We start from the raw sequence: 24874 nt of genomic DNA, 5'->3' as shown, positions 1-24874 counted from the left end.
AGCTGCGACCATGACGCGCATGGTCCAGCCGCGCTCAGACACCGACACCGCCCACGCCTCCATATCCTCAACTCCCGGATCCCCGCGCCCCACCCGCACCTGGGCGGTGCTCCTCGCCGCCTGTGCGGGCCAGTTCCTGGTCGTCCTCGACGTCTCCGTCGTGAACGTGGCGCTCCCCTCCATGCGCGCCGACCTCGGCCTGTCGTCCCTCGGGCTCCAATGGGTGCTCAACACCTACTCGATCGCCTTCGCCGGCTTCATGCTGCTCGGCGGCCGGGCGGCGGACCTGTTCGGACGCAAGCGGATGTTCCTGGCCGGCCTCGGGCTGTTCACCGCCGCGTCCGTCGCCGGCGGGCTCGCCCAGGAGGGCTGGCAGCTGCTGGCCGCCCGGGCGGTCCAGGGCCTCGGCGCCGCCGTGCTGGCGCCCGCGACGCTCACCATCGTGACCGGCGCCGTGCCGCCGGGGCGGGCCCGGACCCGGGCGATCGGCACCTGGTCGGCGGTGGGCGCGGGCGGCGGCGCGGCCGGCGGACTCGTCGGCGGTCTCCTCACCGACCTGCTGTCCTGGCGCTGGGTGCTGCTGATCAACGTGCCGGTCGGCGTCCTGGTGCTGATCGGCGCCGCCCTGTGGGTGCGGGAGAGCCGGACAGGCGGCGGGCGGAGGCTCGACCTGCCCGGTGCGGTGCTGGTCACCGGCGGTCTGGCGGCCGTCGCCTACGGCATCGTGCAGACCGAGGCGGCGGGCTGGGGCGCGCCGGAAACCCTGCTTCCGCTGCTCGGCGGGGCGGCGCTGCTGGCCGCCTTCGTCGCGGTGGAGGCGCGTGCCCGGCAGCCGCTGATGCCGCTGAAGGTCTTCCGGTCCCGGGCGGTGTCGGCGGCGAACGCGGCGATGCTCGTGAGCGGATCCGCCTCCTTCGCCATGTGGTTCTTCATGACCGTGTACGCGCAGAACGTGCTCGGCTACACGCCGCTGGAGGCCGGGCTCGCCCTCGTGCCGAGCTCGGTCGCCGTGATCGTCGGCTCCAAGCTGGCACCGCGGCTGATGCCCTCGACCGGCGCCCGCAATCTGGCCGTCATCGGCACGCTGATCGCCGCCACCGGCTTCGGATGGCAGTCCCTGATGGACGCCGACGGCGCGTATCCGACGACGATCCTCGGGCCCGGCATCCTGATGATGGCCGGCATCGGGCTGATCATCACCCCGCTCGCCTCACTGGCCACGTCGGGCGCGGCCCCCGGCGACGCGGGTCTCGTATCGGGCCTCGTCAACACCTCACGGACCATGGGCGGGGCGCTGGGCCTGGCCGTCCTGTCGACCGTCGCCGCCTCCCGCACGGCGGGCGGGACCAGCGCGGAGGCCCTCACGGCCGGGTACGCACTGGCGTTCCGCACCGGAACGGGGGTGCTGATGGCGGGCGCGGTGCTGATGCTGCTGTGGCTGCCGAGGCGAGCGGAGGTCTAGCCCCTACGAGGAAGTGTCCTGTCGATCGGGCCGGGCTCACCGATCCGGCCCGATCCGACCGAAGACCCCACAACCTCTCGCGGCGCGTCCGGGCAGGCTTCCGGGCTCTCCACCGGCGGGTGATCCTCGGACATCTCGTCCCCGGGGTGACACGAGGACCCGCCCGCTGGCCTGGGGATACGCCCATTCGGGAGCGGAATCCAGCACGTCGGCACGGAACACCCCTGCCATTCAGGCCCTCACGTGGCGCATACTTGCCGCAAATGAAGCCTTCCGCGCCCCGCCGCCATCTGCCCACCAGTCCCTTCAAAGCTCCTGTCGCAGCTCCGACCAAGCACTTCGCCGTGGGAGACCGCGTCTCGCACGACCGGCACGGCCTGGGAACGATCATCGGTGTCGAGGACGGGATCGCGACGCTCGTCGATTTCGGCTCCGGACGCCTGCGCATCGTCAGCCCGTACAAAGGCATGGACAAGCTCTGAGGTCCACGCCCCGACAACCCCGGTCCGCCTCCGGTTCCTCCCTCCGGGAGAGGTCACCGGGGGAGTGAGCGGAAGCGTCCCCGGAGCCGGCCGGCCCCGGGGACGGCCGGCTCCCCGACCGAGGGCCCGGCCGCGACCGGGCACCCGCTCCCGGCGGCCGCCCCGCGGTCCCGGGGCCTGAGCCGACGCGCCGCCGCCGGCCGCGCCACGCCGCCCGGTGAGGCCCGGAGCCCGCGACTCCGCGCACCCGGCGCGTTCCCGAGCCCCGCGCGCGCCGCGTTCCACGGCGGGCCGGCCCGCACGACGTACGAACTTCGTCGCGCGCCCCGCACCTTCCGCGCGACGGTGCCTCGACCGTCGCTTCCGGACGCCCCGCCCGCCGTACGCGGTGGTCGGCTTCGCGCCGAGCGCGCCGGGTTCCGCGCGACCGCGCCCCCGCCGCGCCCCGCGCGCGCCGCGTTCCACGGCGGGCCGGCCCGTCCCATGAAGCCGGGCACACCCGACGTCCGCCGTCCCGGCGGGGACGGGAAGCGGCGACGGGGCCGCTCGGGGGGGACGAACCCCGGGGCGGCCCCGTCATCCGCGCGGCGGCCGTCAGAACGTGGCGCCGTGGTCGTGCTCCTTGCGGTGGCGGCCGTGCGGCCGAGCCGTCGAGTCCTCCCTCGGCGACGCGCCCCCTCGGTGCTTTCCGGAGCCGCCAGCGTCCCCCTGCGGTCCCGCCTGGGTCGTGTCGGTGCTGGCTTCAGACATGTGGGAAGTCACCCCGTAGTGATCGCTGATGATGTGCGGCCCGAGAGTCTATCCGCGGGCGGTGCGGCCGGTGAGCGGTGCCTGCTGCAACGGCACCGGCCTGCACACACCAGGAGTCGTCCCGTCCGCGGACGGTTCCCCACCTGCGCATTCCGGTTGTGCCGGTTGTGTGACCGCTACGGACGCGGGAGCCGGGGCCGGCATCTCCCACCGCGCCAGGGCGCACCTCACCGCCCGCGTGGCGCAGGGGAGTTGCAGAACGCCTTCCCGCGTCCACAACCCGGTGCCGGGCAACCAGCCGGGCGGTGCGGCGAGTTGGTGGAGGCGCCGTCCCGAGGGCCGCCACACCCCCACCCAGCTGCCCGCCGCCCCGTCGATCCGCAGCGCCACCGAGCAGCCCTCGGGCATCAGCACCTGGCCGGGCTGCACGGCGAACGGCGTCACCGCCACATCGGCCGGCCGCAGGCAGTCCGGGAACCGCACCGGCCGCGTACTGCCCAGCACCCCCCAGCCCAGCCGGTCGTGCCCCGGCGACGGGGCGTCGGAACGGATCAGCAGCAGCCCGCTGTCGGCGTCCGCCAGCAGCAGCCGGTCGTTGCTCTCCTCCGTGATCTGGAGCAGCGGCGTCGTCTCGCCGCCCCGCCGCAGATCCACCGCGACCGTCTTGACCGGTCCGCCGTCCTGGCGCCGGTCCAGGGCCAGCATCCGCCCCGTACGGTCCAGCCACACCCCGCCCGAGCAGCGCCCCTCCACCTCGGCGACCCGCTCGGGCCCGAAGGTGCCGCCCGCCACCAGCCAGACGGTCGTGGAGCGTTCGCCGGTGACCGTGGCGTAGGCGCGGGTGCCCTCCGGTGACGGCGGGAGCAGTCGCAGTGACGCCGCTTCGACCGATCCGAGCGACAGCTCGCCGGTCCCGGGCCCCGTCGGGTAGAGCAGTGAGAACACGAACCGCCCGCCCGCCCGGCGCGCGATCAGCACCCGCCCGTCCACCAGGGGGAGCAGCTGCGCGTGCGGGTCCTCCGGCTGCCGGAGCGGGAGCGGGACCGCGTACGGCTCCGGCCCGGACAGCGTCCACCGCTCCGGGAACAGCGCCTCGCCCTCGCCCGCCAGACGAGCCGCGTAGGCACCGTCCGCCGCGATCACGAAATCCGTACGCGCGAGCGAGCCGTCATCCTTCGCGGCGGCTTCGATGGCACAGACTGTCATCGAGTCGTCACCTCCGGCCACTGAAGGTAGTTATCGCACGCCCAGCCGAACCGGGCGAGTCATGCCGCTTCACACATACGGGTGGACATGTCCCGATTCCTCTGGAGGTGAGGGGGTGTCTGTGCTGCGAAGGAAGGCGGACCACAGCCCGGACGGCGGCTCGGGCGGTGGCTCGGACCGCGGCCCGCGCGGCGGCCCGACCTCGGCCGGGGCACGCCCCGGCGCCGGTCCTGCCCGGCCCGGAGGCGTCCCGGCGCCCCGGCCAGGGCGAAGGGGCACGCGGGACAGGTAGCCTTTCCTCCGTGCCCCGTCTGTCTGAAGTCATCGCCGCGCTCGACGCCCTCTGGCCGCCCGAGCGGGCCGAGCAGTGGGACGCCGTCGGCACGGTCTGCGGCGACCCCGACGCCGAAGTGACCCGAGTCCTGTTCGCCGTCGACCCGGTCAAGGAGATCGCGGACGAGGCGGTGAAGCTCGGCGCCCAGCTGATCGTCACGCACCACCCGCTCTACCTGCGCGGTACGACGACGGTCGCGGCGGGCCACTTCAAGGGCCGCGTCGTGCACACCCTGATCAAGAACGACATCGCGCTGCACGTCGCGCACACCAACGCCGACACCGCCGACCCCGGTGTCTCCGACGCCCTCGCGGGGGCCCTGGACCTGCGGGTCGTCGGCCCCCTCGTACCCGAGAACGGTCTCGGCCGGATCTGCGAGCTCGACCGGCCGCAGAGCCTGTGGGAGTTCGCCGAGCGTGCCGCCAAGCGACTGCCCGCCACCGCGCAGGGCATCCGCGTCGCGGGCGACCTGGACGCCACCGTCCGTACCGTCGCCGTCAGCGGCGGCTCCGGAGACGGCCTCTTCGACGCCGCACGGGCAGCGGGCGTGGACGCGTTCCTCACCGCCGACCTGCGCCACCACCCGGCCTCCGAGGCCACCCAGCACTCACCGCTGGGGCTGGTCGACGCCGCCCACTGGGCCACCGAATGGCCCTGGTGCGAGCTGGCCGCAGCCCAGCTCGACGAGATTTCCGACCGTCACGGCTGGGACCTGCGGGTCCACGTCTCGAAGACGGTCACCGACCCCTGGTCCGCCCACCACACCTCTCCTGGAGCCCCCAACTGAACGCCGCGCCCGCCGACCAGATCCGCCTCCTCGACGTCCAGGCACTCGACGTGCGCCTGTCGCAGCTCGCCCACAAGCGCAGGTCGCTCCCCGAGCACGCCGAGATCGAGTCCCTGAACAAGGACCTCACTCAGCTGCGTGACCTGCTCGTCGCCGCGCAGACCGAGGAGAGCGACTGCGCCCGCGAGCAGACCAAGGCCGAGCAGGACGTCGACCAGGTCCGTCAGCGCGCCGCCCGGAACCAGCAGCGGCTGGACTCCGGGGCGATCAGCTCCCCGAAGGACCTGGAGAACCTCCAGAAGGAGATCGTCTCGCTGGCCAGGCGCCAGGGGGACCTGGAGGACGTCGTCCTGGAGGTCATGGAGCGCCGCGAGTCCGCGCAGGAGCGCGTCGCCGAGCTCACCGAGCGCGTCGGCTCCGTCCAGGGCAAGGTCGAGGACGCGACGGCCCGCCGTGACGCCGCCCAGCAGCAGCTCGACGGCGAGGCCGCGACGGCCGTCAAGGAGCGCGAGCTCGTGTCGGCTTCCCTCCCCGCGGATCTGATGAAGCTCTACGAGAAGATCCGTGAGCAGCAGGGCGGCGTCGGCGCGGCCCTGCTCTACCAGCGCCGCTGCGAGGGCTGCCGTCTGGAGCTGAACATCACCGAGGTCAACGATGTGCGCGCGGCCGCCGCCGACGCCGTCGTACGCTGCGAGAACTGCCGCCGCATCCTGGTCCGTACGGCCGAATCGGGTCTGTGATGGGCGCCCCGCGAGAACTGATCGTCGAGGCCGACGGCGGCTCGCGGGGGAACCCGGGGCCCGCCGGGTACGGCGCCGTGGTGCTGGACCCGCAGACGGGGGAGGCGCTGGCGGAGGCGGCCGAGTACATCGGCGTCGCCACCAACAACGTCGCCGAGTACAAGGGGCTGATCGCCGGGCTGAGGGCGGCGCGCGAACTCGCCCCCGACGCCCGCGTCAGGGTCCGGATGGACTCCAAGCTGGTCGTCGAGCAGATGTCAGGACGCTGGAAGATCAAGCACCCGGACATGAAGCCGCTCGCCGCGGAGGCCGCGCGGATACTGCCGGCCCCCCAGGTCACCTACGAGTGGATCCCGCGCGACCGGAACAAGCACGCGGACCGGCTCGCCAACGAGGCGATGGACGCGGGCAAGCGGGGCGCGCAGTGGGAGCCGTCCGCCTCGACGGCGGCCCTGGACGCGGCCGCGGCGCGGGACGAGGACGCGGCCCGGGTCGTGGGCGACGCCGCGGCGGGCGCCGCGCGGGCCCGCGCCGCCCTGGCCGGTACGGCCCCGGAACCCGTCGGCGCCCGGACGGCGACGGCGCTCACCGCTCCCGCCCGTCCGGCCGGCGGCGCGCGAACGGAAGCCGGGACCGACGGGGTACCGGCCGCGGCCGCCGACGCCGCCGAGCAGGCCGCTCCCACGGTCGGCTGGGGACCCGCCGACCTGGGCACCCCGGCCACCTTCGTCCTGCTGCGGCACGGCGAGACGGCGCTCACCCCCGAGAAGCGGTTCTCCGGCAGCGGCGGGAGCGACCCCGAACTGTCGGCGGCCGGCCGACGCCAGGCCGAGGCCGTCGCCGCGGCGCTCGCCGCCCGCGGCACGATCCAGGAGATCGTCTCCTCGCCGATGCTGCGGTGCCGCCAGACCGCCCAGACCGTCGCCGCCCGGCTCGGTCTGGACGTCCGGATCGACGAGGGCCTGCGCGAGACGGACTTCGGCGCCTGGGAGGGCCTGACGTTCGCGGAGGTGCGCGAGCGTCACCCCGAGGACCTGGACGCCTGGCTGGCCTCCCCGAAGGCCGCCCCGACCGGTGGCGAGCCGTTCACGGCGGTCGCGCGCCGGGTCGCCGCCGCCCGCGACCGGCTGACGGCCCACCATGCGGGCCGTACGGTCCTGCTGGTCACGCACGTCACCCCGATCAAGACGCTGGTCCGGCTGGCGCTGGGGGCCCCGCCCGAGTCGCTGTTCCGCATGGAGCTCTCCGCGGCCTCGCTCTCGGCGGTGGCCTACTACCGGGACGGCAACGCCTCGGTCCGCCTCCTGAACGACACGTCCCACCTGCGCTGACGCGTCCGCCACCGCGGGGTTCCGCCGCCACCGCCGTCACCTCCGCCGGCCTGACGCCCGCCACCGCCGAGCGCCCCGGAAAACCCGGTGCCCGGCGGGGCCGGTGTGCGGCAGCATGGTCCCCATGAGCTGGCATTTCAGCGGCGACGTGGCGGAGTTCCGCCGGAACGCGGGGGACCACCTGGCGCGCGACCCCGCCCGCTGCACCGCCCTGCTCACCCTCAGCGAGGCGCTGTCCCGGCCCGGCGCGGGCGCCGAGGCCCCCGCGCCGGGCCGGCCCCCGTCGCTGTTCGGCTGGTGGCGGCCGGGCGCGGGCGCTGCGGTGGGGGCCGCGTTCGTCCAGGTGCCGCCCCACCTTCCGCAGCTGGGCCCGATGCCCGGGCCGGCCGCCCGCGCCCTGGCCCGGGCGCTGCGCTCCGAGGGCGTCCCGGTCCGGGCGGTACGGGGGGAGGACGAGTCCGCCCGGGTGTTCGCCGACGCGTGGGCGGGTGGGGCGGGCGGGGCCGGCGGCTGGACCGCCACGCGCCGGATGCGACTGTTCCGGCTGGGCGAGCCGGTGCCCCCGCACCCCGCGCCGTCCGGCCGCGCACGACGGGCCACCCCGTCGGACGTGCCGCTCGTCGCGGCGTGGACGCGCCGGTACGCAGCGGACATCGGCGAGGACCCCACGGCCGACCACACGCCGGACGTCACCCGCCGCGTCGCCCATGGCGGCCTGTACGTATGGGAGGACGGCGGCCGGCCCGTGTCCATGGCGGCCCGCTCGCCGCTCGTCGCCGGTCAGTCCCGCGTCTCGGTCGTCTACACGCCGGCCGAGCTGCGCGGCCGGGGCTACGCGGCCGGTGTCACCGCGGCCGTCGGCCGGGCCGCCCTGCACGAGGGCGCCCGGCACGTCCTGCTCTTCACCGACCTGGCCAATCCCACCAGCAACGCGCTCTACCGGCGCCTCGGTTACCGCCCGCTGGCCGACCACCTCGCCGTCTCGTTCGCCGGGGACGGGTGACGCAGCCGCTCCCGGGGGAGCGCCGGACCGGGCGCCACAGGTCATGGCGTCGCGTGCTGCGCGACCCGGACGCGGACGCGGACGCGGACCCGGACGCGGACGCCGTACGCGGGGGCGCTCGCCCGGCGGCGGACCCGGTCGCGCCGTCCCGCGGGGCAACGGCGTCCCTGGAACCTCGCCCCGGAACCTCGCCCCAGGCGGGCCGGGGCCCGGCCCGGCGGAGCCTCAGGAGCGCAGTGCCGACGCCTCACGTGCCAGGGAGGCGACCCTCGCCCAGTCGCCGGCCGCGAGGGCGTCGGCGGGCAGCATCCACGTACCGCCGACACAGCCCACGTTCGGCAGGCCGAGGTAGGCGGGGGCCGAGGCGAGGGAGATCCCGCCCGTGGGGCAGAAGCGGGCCTGCGGCAGCGGTCCGGACAGGGACTTCAGATACGCCGTGCCGCCCGCCGCCTCCGCCGGGAAGAACTTCATCTCGCGCACCCCGCGCTCCAGCAGCGCCACCACCTCCGAGGTGGTCGAGACACCGGGGAGGAAGGGCGCTCCCGAGGACCTCATCGCCTCCAGCAGGGCGTCCGTCCACCCCGGGCTCACCAGGAAGCGCGCGCCGGCCGACACCGCCTCGTCCACACCGGCCGCCGAGATGACCGTGCCCGCGCCGACGACCGCCTCCGGCACCTCCGCGGCGATCGCCCGGATCGCGTCCAGGGCGGCGGGCGTGCGCAGCGTCACCTCGATCGCGGGCAGTCCCCCCGCGACCAGGGCACGCGCCAGCGGCACGGCGTCGGCCGCGTCCTCGATGACGACGACGGGCACGACGGGGGCGAGGTCCAGCACGGACGGAGCGGAGGTCATGCCGCCATCCTGCCCCGCAGCACCACCCCACGCAACGAGCGTTGCAACCTCTGCAACATCGTTCCCCGTGGCGGAACTAGTGGATCTGCGCCACCAGGACGTCCAGCTCCCACGCCTTGCCCGCCTTCGCCGGAGCCTCGGCCTCCACCTCGTACCCCAGGTCCCGCAGCACCTCCACCAGCTCCCGCGGCGTCGCCGGCGAGGCCCCGGTCTCCAGCAGGCTCCGGACGATCCGGCCCTTGGTCGCCTTGTTGAAGTGGCTCACCACCTTGCGGGTCGGCGCGTGCAGCACGCGGACCGTCGCCGTACGCCCCGCGACCTCCCCCTTCGGCCTCCACGCCGACGCGTACGCCGACGACCGCAGGTCCAGCACCAGACCCTCCCCGGCCGCCTCCGGCATCACCTCCGCCATCGGGCCCCGCCAGAACGCCCCCAGCGCGCCGAGCCCCGGCAGCCTCACCCCCATCGAGCAGCGGTACGACGGGATCCGGTCGTCCACCCGCACCGCGCCCCACAGACCCGAGAAGACCAGCAGCGACTCCCGCGCCCGCCCGCGCGCCGCCGCGTCCAGCGTCGCCAGGCCCAGCGCGTCGTACAGCACACCCGTGTAGATCTCCCCGGCCGGGCGGGCGCCCGCCGAAGCCAGCCCGGCGTTCTTCGCGACCTCGCCCCGCAGGCCCTCGCTCAGTCCGAGCACCACACGCGCCTTCTCCTCGTCGGCGGCGCACAGCTCCACCAGCTCCGCGAGCACCGCCGCCCGCGCCGGCGCGAGCCCCGGCAGCGACAGCGCGTCCGGCTTCAGCGGCGCGCCCCGGCCCGAAGCGGCCTTTCCCTCGGAGGGGGGCAAGAGCACGAGCACGGCGGTTCTCCTTCATGCGAGGCGGGCGGCTTCCGGTACGGGGAAGTCCGGTGCGGTACGGGAAGGGGTACGGCCCCTCGGACGGCCCCGGGCACAACCGGAGCCGTCCGCCAGCGTACAAAGTGCCACGGTGCGCCCCGCGCCATACGCTCGGTCCATGCCCCGCCGCCCCCTGCGTGTGACCGCTCCCGCCGAGGCTCCCGTGCGGACCGCCCTGCGGGCGCTGCGCACCGAGCTCGGCCTCCCCGGGTCCTTCCCCGCCGACGTCCTCGCCGAGGCCGAGGCCGCCGCCAAGACCCCCCGCCTCCCCGGCCGTGACGCGACCGACATCCCGCTCTTCACCATCGACCCGCCGGGCTCCCGCGACCTCGACCAGGCCATGCACCTCGGCCGCCGCGCCGACGGCGGGTACCGGGTGCACTACGCCATCGCCGACGTCGCCGCCTTCGTCAGGCCCGGAGGCGCCGTCGACGCCGAGGCCCACCTGCGCGTCCAGACGCTCTACTTCCCCGACGAGCGGATCCCCCTGCACCCGCCCGTGCTCTCCGAGGGCGCCGCCGGCCTGCTGCCCGGCCAGGTGGTCCCGGCCCTCCTGTGGCGGATCGACCTGGACGCCCACGGGCGCCGGGTCGCCACCGACGTACGCCGCGCCCTGGTCCGCAGCCGCGCCCGGCTCGACTACGCGGGCGTCCAGCGGCGGATCGACGACGGCACCGCCGAGGAGCCGCTCGCCCTGCTCCGGGACATCGGACGGCTCCGCGAGCAGCTGGAGGTCGAGCGCGGCGGGATCTCCCTGAACGTCCCCGAGCAAGAGATCGTCCAGCACGACGGCGACTGCGTCCTGGCCTACCGCGCCCCGCGCCCCGCCGAGGCCTGGAACGCCCAGATCTCCCTGCTCACCGGAGCCGCCGCCGCCGATCTGATGACCGCCGCCGGCACCGGCGTGCTGCGTACCCTGCCCACCGCCCCCGACGGCGCGGTGGCCGGACTGCGGCGCTCGGCGAAGGCCCTGCGCATCGACTGGCCGCACCACGTCTCGTACGCCGCCCTGGTGCGCTCCCTCGACCCGGCCGTCGCCCGCCACGCGGCCTTCCTCCAGGAGTGCACGACCCTGCTGCGCGGCGCCGGCTACACCGTCTTCACCGACGGGAACATCCCGCGGTCCACGATCCACGCCGCCGTGGCCGACGAGTACACCCACTGCACCGCCCCGCTGCGGCGCCTGGTCGACCGGTACGCGGGCGAGCTGTGCGTGGCGGCCGTGGCGGGCGAGGAACCGCCCGAGTGGGTGCGCGCCGCGCTGCCCGACCTCCCGCGGGAGATGGCGGACGGCTCCCGGCGCGCCAACCGGGTCGAGCGCGAGAGCGTCGACGTCGTCGAGGCGGCCCTGCTCAAGGGACGGGTGGGCGAGACCTTCGACGCGTACGTCGTGGACGTACGGGAGGACGACCCGACCGTCGGGACCGTCCACCTGGAGGACCCGGCGGTGGTCGCGCGCGTCGACGGCGGAGGGAGGCTGCCCCTCGGCGAACGCGTACGGGTGCGGCTCATCCGCGCGGATCCGGGGACGGCGAAGGTGCTGTTCGCTCCCGCGTGAGCGCCCGCACCAGAGACCGCGCGTCGTCGGCGTGGCAGCGCACCAGCCGTACGGGGTACGGCCGGCCCAGCAGCCGCACGGCGGTGACGGGCTCGGTCAGCGCGATGGTGATCGACGTCTGGGAGGCGACCGCCAGGTTCAGCACACCGTCCTCCTTGGCGTGCGTGAACAGCGGCTCGTGCCGTACGGCCGCGATCCGGTCGAGCGGCACCGCGAGATCCACGTGCCCGGCCTGGCGCAGCCGCAGGGTGTCGCCCGTCAGCAGATGGGGCCGGGTCACCGACGCCGCGTGCAGCCCGAGGACGAACAGGACCGTGTACACGTCCAGGACGAGCACCACCGCGTGCACCACGGGCCAGGAGCTCAGCAGCCAGGACATGCCGGCCGTCTCCACGACGCAGACGAAGGCGAAGCCGTACATGTAGGCGGCCTGGTCGCGGGCGTGTCCGAACGACCGGACCCCCGGCCCGGCCCCGTGCGGCCGCCGCGCCACCCAGCGCACCAGGCTCACCAGGAGTCGCAGCTCATGCCCGACGAGCCGGGCGACGGGGCGCGGCACCCGCCGGAGCGCCGCCGCCCTCACCGCTGCCCCCGTCCGCGCTCGGCGACCAGCTGGAGGGCCTGGCGCACGGCCTCCGCCTGAGCGGCCGAGAACTCCGCGAAGAAGGCCCCCTCGAACGCCCCCGCGTCGAGATCCGCGTCCTTGAGCCGCTCCGCCACCTCGTCCGGCAGCAGACCGGCCATCGCCCGCGCGGTCTCCGCCACGGCCGGATCGCCGGGCGCCGCGCCGTCCAGGGCGTCGAGCCGCGCGTACAGGTCGTACGCCCGCTCCACCGCGCCCGGTGCCCGCATCGTCCGCCGCAGGGCCGCCACCAGCTGCGCCATCCCGTCCTCCTCGTCCGGCGCCACGGCGTCCAGCAGCGCCAGCATCTCCCGGTCCCTGGCGGCCATCGCGGGCTCGGGCCCCGGCAGCGCGGCCGCCGCCCTGGTCATGTCCTCGAACAACCCGGCCAGCTGCGGCGAGAGCGGCCCTTCGGCGGGCAGCCGCCCCGCCCGGGCCGGTTCCAGCAGCCCGGCCAACCGCTCCCGCCGCTCGCGGACGTGCTCCTGCTGCCGCTCCAGATCGGCGTCCAGCTCCTCCAGCACCTCGACCAGCTCGCGCCCCGCGTCGTCGGCGAGCACGTCCCGTACCTCGTCGAGCCCGAGACCGAGCTCGGTGAGCCGCCGGACGCGCGCCAGCAGTACGGCGTCGCGCAGCGAGTAGTCCCGGTAGCCGTTGGCCAGCCGACGGGGCTCGGGCAGCAGCCCGAGGTGGTGGTAGTGGCGCACTGCCCGTGCCGTGATGCCGACGAGCCCGGCGATCTCTCCGATCCGCATGGCCCCAGTAGAAACGTTGACGCCGCGACAAGGTCAAGGCACGGCTGCGGACGGACGAGGGGGAGGGCGTGGCGGGCGCCCGCGCAGGACGATCCGGCGCGGCGGCCGGGTAACATGGTCGGCACGGCAGACGAGCCGGGCGGGCGGCCGCGTGGAGATCCCTGGATCTCCCCGAGGAACGTCCGGGCTCCACAGGGCAGGGTGGTGGGTAACGCCCACCCGGGGTGACCCGCGGGACAGTGCCACAGAAAACAGACCGCCGGGGGCTTCGGTTCCCGGTAAGGGTGAAACGGTGGTGTAAGAGACCACCAGCGCCTGAGGTGACTCAGGCGGCTAGGTAAACCCCACCTGGAGCAAGGTCAAGAGGGGTCGCTGAGAAGCGGCCCTGCGCGGACGTTCGAGGGCTGCCCGCCCGAGTCCGCGGGTAGACCGCACGAGGCCGGCGGCAACGCCGGCCCTAGATGGATGGCCGTCGCCCCGACGACCGCGAGGTCCCGGGGCACAGAACCCGGCGTACAGCCCGACTCGTCTGTCGGTGAGCCAGGGAAGGGCTCCTGGGCAGGTGCTTTGCCTGGTCAGGAGCCCTTCCTGGTTCCAAGCGGGATGCCTTGTCGTGCTCACTCTTCGTGACTGTTTGCGGGTGCTTCTCGGTGCTGAGTGGCGATTGTGCGGCGGCCGAGGCGGTCTCCAAGCACGGCAAGGCGGGTCTAGGAGAGGGCGTCTTCGACCGCCTCGAAGATGTCGCTGTCCGTCTCCTTCTGCCAGTCCGGCAGCTCGGGCCAGTCGGCGACGTACGCCGGCTTCGGGTCGCCGAAGTGCCGGTACATCTGAGCCGACCAGCACGTTGCGACGAAGCGGCCCTTCTGCTCACGGGTGAGCCGCTTCGCGTGCCTCTCGGAAACGTCGAGGAACTGCGCGATCTGCACCCACACGGCTGCGGCTGCCTCGCGCTCCCAGTCCGGCGTCTCCGCCCAGGGGGTGACGTAGCTCGGCTTCGGCTCGCCGGGGAAGTGCTTCCGCACGCCCGCGATCCACGCCTCGCGGAACCGCTTCCCGTTCTCCTCCGTCACGCTGTCCCCTCTCGTCAGGCGGCCAACTCTGCGAACTCGGCGTCCAGCTCGATCACACGCACGTCACTGCCGACAGGTCGCAGCTCAACCCGCGGCGTTCGCAGCTTACGGGCCACGTACCCGGAGTCCGAACGTCCGGCTGGATCCAGCGCCTCGTGGGCGTACGTCATCACCTCGTCGAGGTCCCTGCGCCTGGCGCCGATCGCCCGTAGTCGACCAGGTCGACAGGCCCAACTCGCCGACAAGAAGCAGGCGTTGGCCAGGGGCTTTGTATGTGCAGCGCCGCAACGTGTTGCCTTGAAGCCCTGCTCTTGACTCCACTGGAGGCAAGAGGCGAACGCTGCCGGCAGCCGGCGCGCTCTCCGTCGGCCGGGAGACGAGCAGCCCCCCGGCTGGTGAGAGCCAGAGGGCTGGGGGTGCGCGTTCGCGGGGTCAGCCGCGGCCGATGTACGGCATCGTCGTCGCCATCACCGTGGCGAACTGCACGTTCGCTTCGAGGGGCAGCGCCGCCATGTGCGCCACGGTCCGGGCGACGTCCGCCGCGTCCATCACCGGCTCGGCCGCCAGTTCGCCGTTGGCCTGGGTGACACCCGTCTGCATGCGGGCGGTCATCTCCGTCGCCGCGTTGCCGATGTCGATCTGGCCGCACGCGATCCGGTACGGACGCCCGTCCAGCGACAGCGACTTGGTCAGGCCCGTCATCGCGTGCTTGGTCGCCGTGTAGGCCACCGAGTGCGGACGCGGCACATGCGCCGAGATCGAGCCGTTGTTGATGATCCGTCCGCCCCCTGGCGACTGGTCCTTCATCTGCCGGAACGCGGCCTGGGCACACAGGAACGCTCCGGTGAGATTGACGTCCACGACCGCGCGCCATGTTTCATAGGTGAGATCCTCCACCGGGGTACCGCCCCCGGCGAAGCTGCCCGCGTTGTTGAAGAGCAGGTCCGCCCGGCCGTACCGTTCGCGGACGGCGCCGAAGAGCGCCGCCACCTCCTCCGGTGACGTCACGTCGGTGGGCAGGCACAGGGACTCCCCGGCCGCCAGGGCCGCCGTCTCCTCCAGGGGCTCCGCCCGGCGGCCCGCGAGCGCCAGCGTCCATCCCTCCCGCGCCAGGGCGACCGCCACGCTCCGGCCGATGCCCGAACCGGCGCCGGTCACCACCGCGATCCTCCGCACTGCGTCCATGGGCCGCAGCGTACGGGACGGTCCGGCACGTGGAACTCATCCTCCCGACATGTGGATGTTCTGTACCCGACAACCCTGTGAACTCGAATGAGGCGCATGACGCCCACATCCGCACACGCCCCGGAACTCCGCGCCGCCGCCCGGCACTTCGGCCGTCACGTCGACCGCCGCCGCTTCCTGACCACGACAGGTGCGGCCGCCGCCCTCGCCTTCGCCGTGAACCTGCCGGGCTCCGCCCACGCCGCCGAGGCCGACGCCAGGCGGATCACCGAGGACCCGTTCACGCTGGGCGTCGCCTCCGGTGACCCGATGCCCACCTCCGTACTGCTGTGGACCCGTCTCGCGCCCCGCCCCTACGAGCCCGGCAGCGGGATGCCCTTCGCCCGGGTCCAGGTGGGCTGGGAGGTCGCCCACGACGAGCGGTTCAGCCGGATCGTCAGACGCGGCAGGGCCACCGCCCACCCCGAGTTCCACCACAGCGTCCATGTGGAAGTGTCCGGCCTCGGCCCCGACCGGGTCCTCTACTACCGCTTCCGGGCGGGCTCCTGGATCAGCCCCGTGGGCCGCACCCGCACCGCGCCCCTCGAAGGCGCCCGCGTCGGTGAACTCAGACTGGCGGCCGTCTCCTGCCAGGCGTACCACGACGGGTACTTCACCGCCTACAAGCACCTCGCCGACGAGGACCTCGACGTGGTCCTGCACCTCGGGGACTACCTGTACGAGTACGCGGTCAACGCGACCGGCGGTGCCCGCGGCTACACCGACCGGCGCCTGCCCGCCCTCTTCAACCGCGAGACGGTCACCCTGGAGGACTACCGGCTGCGCTACGCCCTCTACAAGTCCGACCCGGACCTGCGGGCCGCCCACGCCGCCCACCCCTTCGTCGTCACCTGGGACGACCACGAGACCGAGAACAACTACGCGGGCGGGACCCCCGAGAACGACGTGCCGCCCGAGGAGTTCCTGCTGCGCCGCGCCGCCGCCTACCGCGCCTACTTCGAGAACCAGCCGTTGCGCCGGCCGCAGCGGCCGGAGGGGCCCGACATGCGGCTGTACCGGCGGCTGCGGTTCGGCAGGCTGGCCCAGTTCGACATCCTCGACACCCGCCAGTACCGCTCCGACCAGGCGTACGGCGACGGCTGGCAGACCCCCGGGCCGGAGTCCGAGGACCCCTCGCGCACCATGACCGGCGCCGCCCAGGAACGCTGGCTGCTGGACGGGTGGCAGGGCTCCCGCGCCCGCTGGAACGTGCTGCCGCAGCAGGTCACCTTCGCCCAGCGGCGCAACGTCCCGACGCCCGACTTCAAACTCTCGATGGACGCCTGGGACGGCTACCCCGCCTCCCGCCGCCGCGTCCTGGACGGGGCCAGGGCGGCCGGGATCGACAACCTGCTGGTGCTCACCGGCGATGTCCACGTCGGCTACGCCTTCGACCTGAAGGAGGACTTCGACGATCCGGCGTCCCGCACCGTCGGCACGGAGATCGTCGCCACCTCGGTGTCCAGCGGCAAGGACGGCGCGGACAGGCCCGCCAACTGGAACGACCTGACCCGGGCCAACCCGCACCTGAAGTTCTACAACGGGCGGCGCGGCTACGTGACGCTCACGCTCACGGACGAGCGGGCGCGCGCCGACTTCCGGACGGTGTCCGCGGTGACGACACCCGGCGCCCCGGTCACGACGGCCGCGTCGTTCGTGACCGAGGCGGGCGACCCGGGACTCAAGCCGGCGTGAGCTCCTCGCGGTTCTCCCCCGGGTAGCGGACGCCGACGCGCTCCCGCACCGCGTCGAGCGTCCGCATCACCGCCAGGGTGCCGTCCAGCGGAACGAGCGGCGACTCCGTCTCGCCCGCCCGCAGGCACCGCATGACCTCGGCCGCCTCGTGCTGGAGGCTGTCCCGTCGCCCTTCGACGCGGAACTCCTCCGGCTCCCGGCCCTCCCGGTGCAGCACGAACCCCTCCGGATGGAAGAAGCCGCGCGGGAGTTCGATCCGGCCCGCCGTTCCGGTCACCGACGCCGTCAGCGCGGTGTCCGCCACGATCGAGCAGGACAGCAGGGCCGTCGCCCCGGTGTCCCAGCCCAGCAGCATCCCCGTGTTCAGATCGACACCCTCCGGGGACAGCAGCGCCTGTGCCTGTACGCGATCGGGCTCACCCAGCAGCAACTGCGCGAACGACACCGGGTACACCCCCAGGTCGAGCAGCGCCCCGCCGCCGGCCGCGGGATCGCGCAGCCGGTGGCCGGCCTCGAAGGGTCCCGCGATCCCGAAGTCCGCGTGGACGGTGCGGATGTCGCCGACGGCGCCGTCCCGCACCAGCTCCACCATCCGCCGGATGACCGGGCTGCAGTACATCCACATGGCTTCCATCAGGAACAGCCCGCGCCCCCGGGCCAGCCCCACCAGCTCCTCGGCCTCACGCGCGTTCAGCGTGAACGCCTTCTCGCACAGCACCGGCTTGCCCGCCTCCAGGCACAGCCCGGCGGCGGCCCGGTGCGCCGAGTGGGGCGTCGCCACGTACACCACGTCGACGTCCTCGTCGGCGACCAGGCCCGCCCAGTCGCCGTACGCCCTCGGTATCCCGAACCGGTCGGCGAACGCCTTCGCCGACTCCGCCGTACGCGAAGCCACCGCCACCACCTCGGCGTCCGCCATCTCCAGCAGGTCGGACGTGAACGACGCCGCGATCCCGCCCGTCGCCAGCACGCCCCATCGCACGGTCTTGCTCATTCCAGCCCCCAAAAAAGAGGTCTCGACCACTCCGGACGAGCTGAGAGCATAGGGGCGGACCTCGGAACAGGAGATGAGATGCCGGAGAGCGGCCCGAGTACGCAAGGACACATACCGACCGAGCGCCCGGAGGCCGCGGCCCCGGACGCCCCGCGCGCCCACGACGACGCCCCGCCCGCCGCACCGTCCGCGGCACCGCGCCTCGTACCGGCCCAGCGGTCCGAGGGCGGCACCGGGCCCGTACCGGCCCCCGTCTCCGCCGCACGCCGGGCGGGACTCCTGGTGACGCTCGTCCTCGGCGGCCTCACCGCGCTGCCGCCGCTCTCGATGGACATGTACCTCCCGGCGCTGCCCGAGGTCACCCAGTCCCTGCGCGCGCCCGCCGCGACCGTCCAGCTCACCCTGACCGCCTGCCTCGCCGGCATGGCGTTCGGCCAGCTCGTCGTCGGGCCCATGAGCGACCGGTGGGGGCGGCGCAGGCCCCTGCTCATCGGCATGATCGTCTACATCGCCGCCACCGCGGTCTGCGCGCTGGCCCCCACGGTCGAACTGCTCATCGCCTTCCGCCTGCTCCAGGGGCTCGCGGGCGCCGCGGGGATCGTGATCGCCCGCGCCGTGGTGCGCGACCTGTACGACGGCGTGGAGATGGCCAGGTTCTTCTCCACCCTGATGCTGATCTCCGGGGTCGCCCCCGTCATCGCGCCGCTCATCGGCGGGCAGGTGCTGCGGATCACCGACTGGCGCGGCGTCTTCCACGTCCTGACCGTCATCGGAGCGCTGCTCACCTTCGTGGTGTGGAAGTGGCTGGGGGAGACCCTGCCGCCCGCCGCGCGGCACAGCGGTGGCGTCGGTGAGGCGCTGCGCACGATGCGCGGGCTCCTCGCCGACCGGGTCTTCACCGGCTACGTCCTGACCGGCGGGTTCGCGTTCGCCGCGCTCTTCGCGTACATCTCCGCGTCCCCGTTCGTGGTGCAGGAGATCTACGGTGCCTCCCCGCAGACCTTCAGCCTGCTCTTCGGCGTCAACTCGATCGGTCTGGTCGCGGTCGGCCAGATCAACGGCAAGCTGCTGGTGGGCCGGGTCAGCCTGGACAAGGTGCTGGGGTTCGGGCTCGCCGTGATCACCCTGGCCGCCGCGGCGCTGCTGCTGATGACCACCGGGGTCTTCGGCGACGTCGGTCTGGTGCCGGTCGCGGCCGGGCTGTTCGTGCTGATGTCGGCGATGGGCCTGGCGATGCCCAACACCAACGCCCAGGCCCTGATGCGCACCCCGCACGCGGCGGGCTCGGCCTCCGCGCTGCTCGGTACGTCCTCGTTCCTGGTCGGGGCGGTGGCCTCACCGCTCGTCGGCATCGCGGGCGAGGCCACGGCGGTGCCGATGGCCGTCGTCCAACTGGTCTGCGGGCTGGGCGCGACGGCCTGCTTCCTGGGCCTGTGCCGCCCCTGGCAGACCCGGCGGGCGTGACGCAGACCCGGCGGGCCTGACGCGGGGGCCGGCCGGAAGCAGAACCCGGCGGGCCGGCCGGGCCTGGACCAAGGGCGGCCGGGCCGTGCGGGGGCGCCCGCCGGCGGACCCGCCCGCCGTCCCGGGCCGCTGATCAGCCCCGTGTGCGGTAGCCGGTCAGGTGGGGCAGGTCCCTGGCGTCCGTCCAGCGGAAGACGCCCACCCCGGCCACCTCCGCCGCCGGCAGCCGCACGCTGCCGGCGAGCGCCTCGGGCACGCCCGTCGACAGGTTCACCGCGATCGGGTTCCCGCCGCCGTTCAGCGCGTCGGCCACGCTGCGCGCGCTGGTCGCGCCGTACGCCACGCCCCGGTCGGTGACCGTGGCGAGGGTGAGCGGCTTCGTGCCGTCCGCCTCCTCGAAGCAGCGGCCGGTCCGCTCGTCCAGGTCGAAGGCGAGGTTGCCGGCGATCAGGTACCGGCCCCCCGGTGAGACCGAGGCCCGGGGGTACTCGCCCGGTTCGATGGCCGGCTTGTGGCACTCGGCCCGCACCAGCGGCTTGCCCGTCCGGGCGTCGTGCACCGCCCAGATGTCGTGCGTCGCCGCCCTGGGAGCGCCCTTCCTCTGCTGCCACCGGGCGAGGACGTGGCCGGACGTCACGGACGCCGGCACCCCCGACGCGGGGTCGGCACCCGCCGGGGCCCGGTCCCGGCTGAACCAGCTGCCACGTACCCAGAAGCCGCGGGCACCGCTCACCAGCAGGCCCTTCGCGGTCATCCCGCGCACCTCCGTCAGCCGACGGCACTCCGCGCACCCCTTGGGGTGGCCGAGCCGGGCGGGCGGCACGGTGGTGACGTCCCCGGTGTCGGGGGCGACGACCGCGCTGCGCGTCCTGCCGTCGCTGATGACCACGCCGGGACCGCCGCCGGTCACTATCGGCGCCTCCGCCCAGGGCACCTCCACCCTCCGGCGCGTGCCGTCGGCCGCGGCGTACACATCGAGCGAGACGAAGCTGTCCGCCGTGGACAGCGGGTCCTCCCCGGTCCTGCCGTACGACCAGGTCACGAAGAACTGCTGGTCGTCCTTGGTCAGCGACACCAGGTGCGGGAAGTCGTCCGGGGAGCCGAGGGGCCGCCAGGGCGGGCCCGACCAGGCGGGCTCGCCGGTCGCCGTCCTGACCGCGCGCACCCGGTAGCGGTCGTCGCCGACCCGTTCCAGATAGGCGAGCAGTCCGGTGGCGTGGGCGATGGCGTACTCGGGGGAGACGCCGGCGATCTCCCAGCCGCGGCCCGTGTCGTACGCGGAGGGGACGGTCAGACGCGTCGCCGGGCCGGCGCCGGTGCCCGGTCCGGTGTTCGTGCCCCCCGCCGTCGCCGGGGAGGAGCCCTCGCCGCTCCGGCCCCCTCCGCCCCGGGCACCGTCCTCGTCGGGGTCGCCGCCGAGCGCGGTCAGCAGGATCAGCAGGCCCAGCACGGCCGCCCCGGCCACCAGGGCCATGCGCACGATCCTCTGTCTCATGGTCCCCCCGAGAGCGCCGCGGTCGGTGCAAGGGCCGTCAGCGTAGCAACAGCCCCCAGGGCCACAGCAGTTCGGTTTTGCCCGCGTTGTCGCCCACCTCGCCGACGGCCTCGGCGCCCGGAGCGGGGCGAGGGGGCGGGGCCCGGAGGCCGCCTACGATGGATCGGTGAACGCCTCCCTCTCCACCGCGGACGCCCTGCGCGGCGCCCTGGCCGGGCTGCTCGACGGACTCCCGCCGACGCGGGCCGCGCAGGCCGTCGACCGGCTCATCGCCAGTTACCGGGGGACCACCCCGACCGACGCCCCCGTGCTGCGCGACCGTTCCGACGTCGTCGCGTACGCCGCGTACCGGATGCCGGCGACGTTCGAGGCGGTACGGTCCGCGCTGACCGCGCTGCGCGGAGCGGCTCCGCGGTGGACGCCCGCCACGCACACCGACATCGGAGGCGGCACCGGGGCGGCGAGCTGGGCGGTCGCCGAGGCGTGGGAGGACGACGGCGAGGGCGCCGCGCCGCGCACGACGGTCCTGGACTGGGCCGAGCCCGCGCTGGCGCTCGGCCGGGAGCTCGCGGACGCCTCCGGGATCGCCTCCCTGCGCGCCGCGGGGTGGCAGCGCTCTCGTATCAGCGCGTCGCTCCGCATCGAGAACAGTGATCTCGTCACCGTCTCGTACGTCCTCAAGGAGCTGACCGAGGAGGACCGCGCCGCCGTCGTCACCGAGGCCGCACGCGCCGGGCAGGCGGTGGTGATCGTCGAACCGGGCACCCCGGACGGGTACCAGCGGATCATCGACGCCCGCGACCGGCTCGTCGCCGCCGGACTGGGCATCGCCGCGCCGTGCCCGCACAGCGGCGCCTGCCCCATCGAGCCGGGCACCGACTGGTGCCACTTCGCGGCCCGGGTCAGCCGGTCCTCCCTCCACCGGCAGGTGAAGGGCGGATCGCTGGCGTACGAGGACGAGAAGTTCAGCTACGTCGTCGCGACGCGTTTCCCGGTCGCCCCCGCCTCCGCCCGGGTCACCCGCAAGCCGCAGCTCCGCAAGGGGCAGGTGCTGCTGGAGCTGTGCACCGAGGACGAGGGCCTGCGCCGCGATACCGTGACCAAGCGGCACGGCGCGCTCTACAAGGCGGCCCGGGACGCGGAGTGGGGCGACAGCTGGCCGCCCCGGTGACGGGCGCCCCGCTGATGGGGTGAGCCCGGGCCACCAGCCGGGTGACCCTGCGCACGTGACCGTTGCCCGGGGCGGCCCGGGGGGTTGAGGTGGGCTCGTTTCCGCCCCTCTCGCCTTCCCTGGAGGTCCCATGGTCCGCACCCGTGCCGGGCGTCTCGTCACCGGTGGGCTCTGCGCCGCCACCGCGCTCCTCGCCGCCACGGTCCTGACGCTCACCGCGCAGGCGGCGCCGCTGCCGGAGCCGAGGCCCGCGGCCGGGGAACCGGCCACGACCCCGGCGAAGACCCCCGCGAAAACCCCCGCCACGCCCCCGGCGAAGACCCCCGCGCCCGGTCGGACACCGGCCGGGCTCACGGTGAGGCCCGCGCCCAAGGACACGGTGACGGTTCTCGACTGGCTGGCCACCATCCGGTCCGGCACCAGGCCGGACCGGGTGCGCACGGGCGCGGACTGGACGGTCTTCGGCCACCTGTACGAGAACGAGAAGGGCGCGCCCGGAAAGCGGATCGGCGACACCACCGCGCACTGCGCGGCCGTCGAGGTCACCCCGCGCGGCGCCCTGACGCAGTGTCAGCGGGTGCTGCGCACCGACGGGGGCACCCTCACGCTCGGCGACGCCGCGGACCGCTTCGGCCCGGCCCCCCACGGCGTCACCTCGGCGATCACCGGCGGCACGGGCGTGTACAAGGACGCCGAGGGCGAGGTGGAGATCGTCGAGTACGAGGACCGCGTCACGTTCCGCGTGACCCTGGAGGACTGAGCCCCGCGGGGCGCGGCCGGCCGGCCCGGCACGCGCGGACGGCCGGGACGTCACCCCGGCCGTCGGGTCCGGACGGATCCGGACGGAGCCGGACGAAGGGCCCTGGTCGTGTCCGGAAGGTGCCGGCCCCGCCCTTCGGACGGGCGCCGGCACCTTCCGGACATCCCTCAGTGGCCGCCGCCGGCGGTCTCCCGGGGTCGCAGCTCCTGTGTGCAGCACTTCACGCTGCCGCCGCCCTTGAGCAGTTCGCCCAGGTCCATGCCGATGGGCTCGAAGCCCCGTTCGCGCAGCGCCCGGCACAGCCCCACCGCCGCCTGCGGCAGCAGTACGTGCCGTCCGTCGCTCACGGCGTTCAGTCCCAGTGCCGCCGCGTCGGTCTCGTCGGCGATCAGGGCGTCGGGGAAGAGCCGGGCGAGCACGGCTCGGCTGCCGGGGGAGAAGGCGCCCGGGTAGTACATGATCTCGTCGCCCGCGTCGTCCAGCACGCACAGCGCCGTGTCGAGGTGGTAGTAGAGCGGGTCCACCAGGTCGAGGCCGATCACCGGACGGCCGAAGAACTCCTGGGCCTCGTCGTGCGACAGGGAACTGGAGCGGAAGCCGCGTCCGGCCAGGATGTACGACGACGTGACGGCGAAGTCGCCCTCGCCCTCGTTGACGTGGTCCGGTTCACGGACGTCGGTGAAGCCGTGGTCGTGGAACCACTCCCGGTGCACCGCGGCTTCGGCGGTGCGCTCGGCGTAGGCGAACCTGGCGCCGAGCACCCGCCCGTCGATGACGGTGGCGCCGTTGGCGGCGAACACCATGTCGGGCAGGTCGGGTCGTGGCTCCAGCAACTCGACGGTGTGGCCGAGGGCGTGGTAGCGGTCGCGCAGGTCTTCCCACTGGGTCAGGGCGAGCGGCAGGTCGACCGGTTTCGCCGGATCCATCCATGGGTTGATGGAGTAGGTCACCTTGAAGTGCGTGGGTGGGCACATCAGGTAACGGCGGGGTGATGCGTCACGAGGCAACGAAGGCTCCTCACGAGCGGCAGGGCGCACGGTGCGTGCGTGCAAGCCATGGTCCGCTGTCAGGAGCTTTCGCGCACGGGGGCGTACGAGTGTTTCACGCTGACGCTCATGAAGCGTCGTGTGGCGTACGGCCCTCCTTCAGTTTCCGCAGCAACTCCCGCTTCTGCGCGGCCGGGTCGGCTCCCCGGCCCACCCCGCCGGCGCCGCTGCCGCGCAGTGCCGCGCGGGAGAGGTTCCTGCGGGTGCCTCCGACGCCGAGCATGCCCGATCCACCACGGCTCATGGTGTGCTCCCTTCCCTGGAATCCTGCCGCGCGTCCGTCGCGTCGACCCCTTGAGAATGGACGAGACGTATCGTCTTGTCAAGCCCAACAAGACGATACGTCTCGCCTCGTGCGCGGTAGGATCGGTGCCATGGCAGAGAACAAGGCGCCCGACTCCACGCGCCGCAGCGAACGCTCCCGACGCGCGATCTACGACGCGGCCCTCGACCTGGTCGGCGAGGTGGGCTACGCCAGGACGACCATCGAGGGCATCGCCTCCCGGGCCGGGGTCGGCAAGCAGACCATCTACCGCTGGTGGCCCTCCAAGGCGGCCGTCCTCCTGGAGGCGTTCCTCGACCTCGGACGGCAGGCCAACGAGGCGCTGGGCGGCGACGCCGACAGCGGGATCCCGGACACCGGCGACCTCGCGGCCGACCTCGCCTACGTCCTGCGGGCCACGGTCGACGAGATGAACGACCCCAAGTACGACGCCCCCTCCCGCGCCCTCGCCGCCGAGGGGATCATGGACGCGGAACTCGGCGCCCGGTTCGTCGAGCAGATCCTGGAGCCGCAGCTCCAGCTCTACGTGAGGAGGCTGCGGGCCGCCCAGGACGCGGGCGGCGTACGCCCCGGCATCGACCCGCGCATCGCCCTGGAACTCTTCGTCGGACCGCTCACCCACCGCTGGCTGCTGCGCACCCGGCCGCTCACCCACGCCTACGCGGACGAGCTGGTCGACTACGCGCTGTACGGCCTCGCACCGCGCTGACACCCGCCCCCTCCGCCCGCCGGCCCGGCCGCCCCCTCTCCCGTCGATCCCCGGGGCGGGCAGGGTCCGTCCTCCGTCGCCTCGGGGCGAATGCCGATATAGCGCCTCATAAGGGCTGCCCGCCCGGTGTTCCGGCTCCGGCCTCCGTACCCCGGTTGGGGACTCCGGTCACCCGAGGCGCAG

The 24874-nt window shown here is 74.2% G+C and carries 23 protein-coding genes and 1 other RNA gene; 13 read left to right on the top strand and 11 right to left on the bottom strand.

The genetic code is table 11. The features are described 5' to 3' along the window. Positions 1–10: 10 nt before the first annotated feature. Complete coding sequence (locus tag PUR26_RS12495; RefSeq protein ID WP_329872091.1) at positions 11–1462, top strand: MFS transporter; 1452 nt, start codon at positions 11–13, stop codon at positions 1460–1462. 263 nt (positions 1463–1725) lie between these two features. Further along, positions 1726–1944, top strand: a complete 219-nt coding sequence (locus tag PUR26_RS12490; RefSeq protein ID WP_329872089.1) for a hypothetical protein — start codon at positions 1726–1728, stop codon at positions 1942–1944. A 798-nt stretch (positions 1945–2742) separates the two neighbouring features. Here PUR26_RS12490 and PUR26_RS12485 read toward each other — a convergent pair. Beyond that, positions 2743–3900 carry a hypothetical protein gene (locus PUR26_RS12485; RefSeq protein ID WP_329872088.1) on the bottom strand — a complete coding sequence of 386 codons (1158 nt, stop codon included), beginning with the start codon at positions 3898–3900 and terminating at the stop codon, positions 2743–2745. Between the two features lie 302 nt (positions 3901–4202). Between PUR26_RS12485 and PUR26_RS12480 the strand changes: the two genes are divergently transcribed. The 4 genes from PUR26_RS12480 (at position 4203) to PUR26_RS12465 (ending at position 8095) form a co-directional block, all read left to right on the top strand. Further along, a complete protein-coding gene (locus PUR26_RS12480) occupies positions 4203–5021 on the top strand; it encodes a Nif3-like dinuclear metal center hexameric protein (protein WP_329872086.1) in 819 nt (272 codons plus the stop codon). Beyond that, a complete protein-coding gene (locus PUR26_RS12475) occupies positions 5018–5761 on the top strand; it encodes a zinc ribbon domain-containing protein (RefSeq protein WP_329872471.1) in 744 nt (247 codons plus the stop codon). The genes PUR26_RS12480 and PUR26_RS12475 overlap by 4 nt, the downstream gene beginning before the upstream one ends. Next, positions 5761–7092: a bifunctional RNase H/acid phosphatase gene (locus PUR26_RS12470; protein WP_329872085.1), complete on the top strand. Its 1332-nt coding sequence runs from the start codon at positions 5761–5763 to the stop codon at positions 7090–7092. Before PUR26_RS12475 ends, PUR26_RS12470 begins: the two co-directional genes overlap by 1 nt. Positions 7093–7216: 124 nt before the next feature. Then, a complete protein-coding gene (locus tag PUR26_RS12465) occupies positions 7217–8095 on the top strand; it encodes a GNAT family N-acetyltransferase (protein WP_329872083.1) in 879 nt (292 codons plus the stop codon). Between the two features lie 225 nt (positions 8096–8320). Here the strand turns inward: PUR26_RS12465 and PUR26_RS12460 are convergent, their stop codons facing one another. Further along, positions 8321–8947: a bifunctional 4-hydroxy-2-oxoglutarate aldolase/2-dehydro-3-deoxy-phosphogluconate aldolase gene (locus PUR26_RS12460; protein WP_329872081.1), complete on the bottom strand. Its 627-nt coding sequence runs from the start codon at positions 8945–8947 to the stop codon at positions 8321–8323. Between the two features lie 76 nt (positions 8948–9023). Beyond that, the gene (gene yaaA, locus PUR26_RS12455; RefSeq protein ID WP_329872079.1) at positions 9024–9806 is read right to left on the bottom strand and encodes a peroxide stress protein YaaA; all 783 of its coding nucleotides are present in this window, start codon (positions 9804–9806) and stop codon (positions 9024–9026) included. Positions 9807–9963: 157 nt separating this feature from the next. Here yaaA and PUR26_RS12450 point away from each other — a divergent pair, with 157 nt between their 5' ends. Then, a complete protein-coding gene (locus PUR26_RS12450; RefSeq protein ID WP_329872077.1) occupies positions 9964–11403 on the top strand; it encodes an RNB domain-containing ribonuclease in 1440 nt (479 codons plus the stop codon). On the opposite strand, the gene PUR26_RS12445 is transcribed toward PUR26_RS12450, so the two are convergent. Both PUR26_RS12445 and PUR26_RS12440 read right to left on the bottom strand, forming a co-directional pair. After that, the gene (locus PUR26_RS12445; RefSeq protein ID WP_329872075.1) at positions 11354–11962 is read right to left on the bottom strand and encodes a hypothetical protein; all 609 of its coding nucleotides are present in this window, start codon (positions 11960–11962) and stop codon (positions 11354–11356) included. The genes PUR26_RS12450 and PUR26_RS12445 overlap by 50 nt on opposite strands. A gap of 20 nt (positions 11963–11982) precedes the next feature. After that, entirely contained in the window at positions 11983–12780 is a 798-nt protein-coding gene (locus tag PUR26_RS12440; protein WP_329872073.1) for a MerR family transcriptional regulator, read from the bottom strand. A 131-nt stretch (positions 12781–12911) separates the two neighbouring features. Between PUR26_RS12440 and rnpB the strand changes: the two genes are divergently transcribed. Continuing rightward, positions 12912–13312: RNase P RNA component class A (gene rnpB, locus PUR26_RS12435), an RNA gene on the top strand. A 175-nt stretch (positions 13313–13487) separates the two neighbouring features. Here the strand turns inward: rnpB and PUR26_RS12430 are convergent. Next, positions 13488–13850, bottom strand: coding sequence for a hypothetical protein (locus tag PUR26_RS12430; RefSeq protein WP_329872071.1), 363 nt, complete (start codon positions 13848–13850; stop codon positions 13488–13490). Positions 13851–14282: 432 nt separating this feature from the next. Further along, positions 14283–15035 carry an SDR family oxidoreductase gene (locus PUR26_RS12425; protein WP_329872069.1) on the bottom strand — a complete coding sequence of 251 codons (753 nt, stop codon included), beginning with the start codon at positions 15033–15035 and terminating at the stop codon, positions 14283–14285. A gap of 96 nt (positions 15036–15131) precedes the next feature. Between PUR26_RS12425 and PUR26_RS12420 the strand changes: the two genes are divergently transcribed. Then, on the top strand, positions 15132–16769 hold the full coding sequence (locus PUR26_RS12420; protein ID WP_329872067.1) for an alkaline phosphatase D family protein: 1638 nt from the start codon (positions 15132–15134) through the stop codon (positions 16767–16769). Here the strand turns inward: PUR26_RS12420 and PUR26_RS12415 are convergent. Continuing rightward, the gene (locus PUR26_RS12415; protein WP_329872065.1) at positions 16756–17763 is read right to left on the bottom strand and encodes a Gfo/Idh/MocA family protein; all 1008 of its coding nucleotides are present in this window, start codon (positions 17761–17763) and stop codon (positions 16756–16758) included. The two genes, PUR26_RS12420 and PUR26_RS12415, sit on opposite strands and share 14 nt — an antisense overlap. A 78-nt stretch (positions 17764–17841) precedes the next feature. On the opposite strand from PUR26_RS12415, the gene PUR26_RS12410 reads away from it, so the two are divergent. Further along, positions 17842–19227 carry a multidrug effflux MFS transporter gene (locus tag PUR26_RS12410; RefSeq protein ID WP_329872063.1) on the top strand — a complete coding sequence of 462 codons (1386 nt, stop codon included), beginning with the start codon at positions 17842–17844 and terminating at the stop codon, positions 19225–19227. A 133-nt stretch (positions 19228–19360) separates the two neighbouring features. On the opposite strand, the gene PUR26_RS12405 is transcribed toward PUR26_RS12410, so the two are convergent. Further along, a complete protein-coding gene (locus tag PUR26_RS12405; RefSeq protein ID WP_329872061.1) occupies positions 19361–20722 on the bottom strand; it encodes a hypothetical protein in 1362 nt (453 codons plus the stop codon). A gap of 166 nt (positions 20723–20888) precedes the next feature. Here PUR26_RS12405 and PUR26_RS12400 point away from each other — a divergent pair, with 166 nt between their 5' ends. Together PUR26_RS12400 and PUR26_RS12395 are read left to right on the top strand one after the other, a co-directional pair. Next, positions 20889–21893 carry a small ribosomal subunit Rsm22 family protein gene (locus tag PUR26_RS12400; RefSeq protein WP_329872059.1) on the top strand — a complete coding sequence of 335 codons (1005 nt, stop codon included), beginning with the start codon at positions 20889–20891 and terminating at the stop codon, positions 21891–21893. A gap of 130 nt (positions 21894–22023) precedes the next feature. Next, on the top strand, positions 22024–22653 hold the full coding sequence (locus tag PUR26_RS12395; protein ID WP_329872057.1) for a hypothetical protein: 630 nt from the start codon (positions 22024–22026) through the stop codon (positions 22651–22653). Between the two features lie 167 nt (positions 22654–22820). Here PUR26_RS12395 and ddaH read toward each other — a convergent pair whose 3' ends face one another. Further along, entirely contained in the window at positions 22821–23627 is an 807-nt protein-coding gene (gene ddaH, locus PUR26_RS12390) for a dimethylargininase (protein WP_329872055.1), read from the bottom strand. Positions 23628–23766: 139 nt separating this feature from the next. Further along, a complete protein-coding gene (locus PUR26_RS12385; RefSeq protein ID WP_329872053.1) occupies positions 23767–23943 on the bottom strand; it encodes a DUF6243 family protein in 177 nt (58 codons plus the stop codon). Between the two features lie 130 nt (positions 23944–24073). Between PUR26_RS12385 and PUR26_RS12380 the strand changes: the two genes are divergently transcribed. Then, the gene (locus tag PUR26_RS12380) at positions 24074–24691 is read left to right on the top strand and encodes a TetR/AcrR family transcriptional regulator (RefSeq protein WP_329872051.1); all 618 of its coding nucleotides are present in this window, start codon (positions 24074–24076) and stop codon (positions 24689–24691) included. The last annotated feature ends 183 nt before the right edge of the window (positions 24692–24874 follow it).

Source organism: Streptomyces sp. SP18CS02, assembly GCF_036322365.1.
Taxonomy (GTDB): domain Bacteria; phylum Actinomycetota; class Actinomycetes; order Streptomycetales; family Streptomycetaceae; genus Streptomyces.
This window is presented reverse-complemented; position numbering and strand designations above follow the sequence as displayed.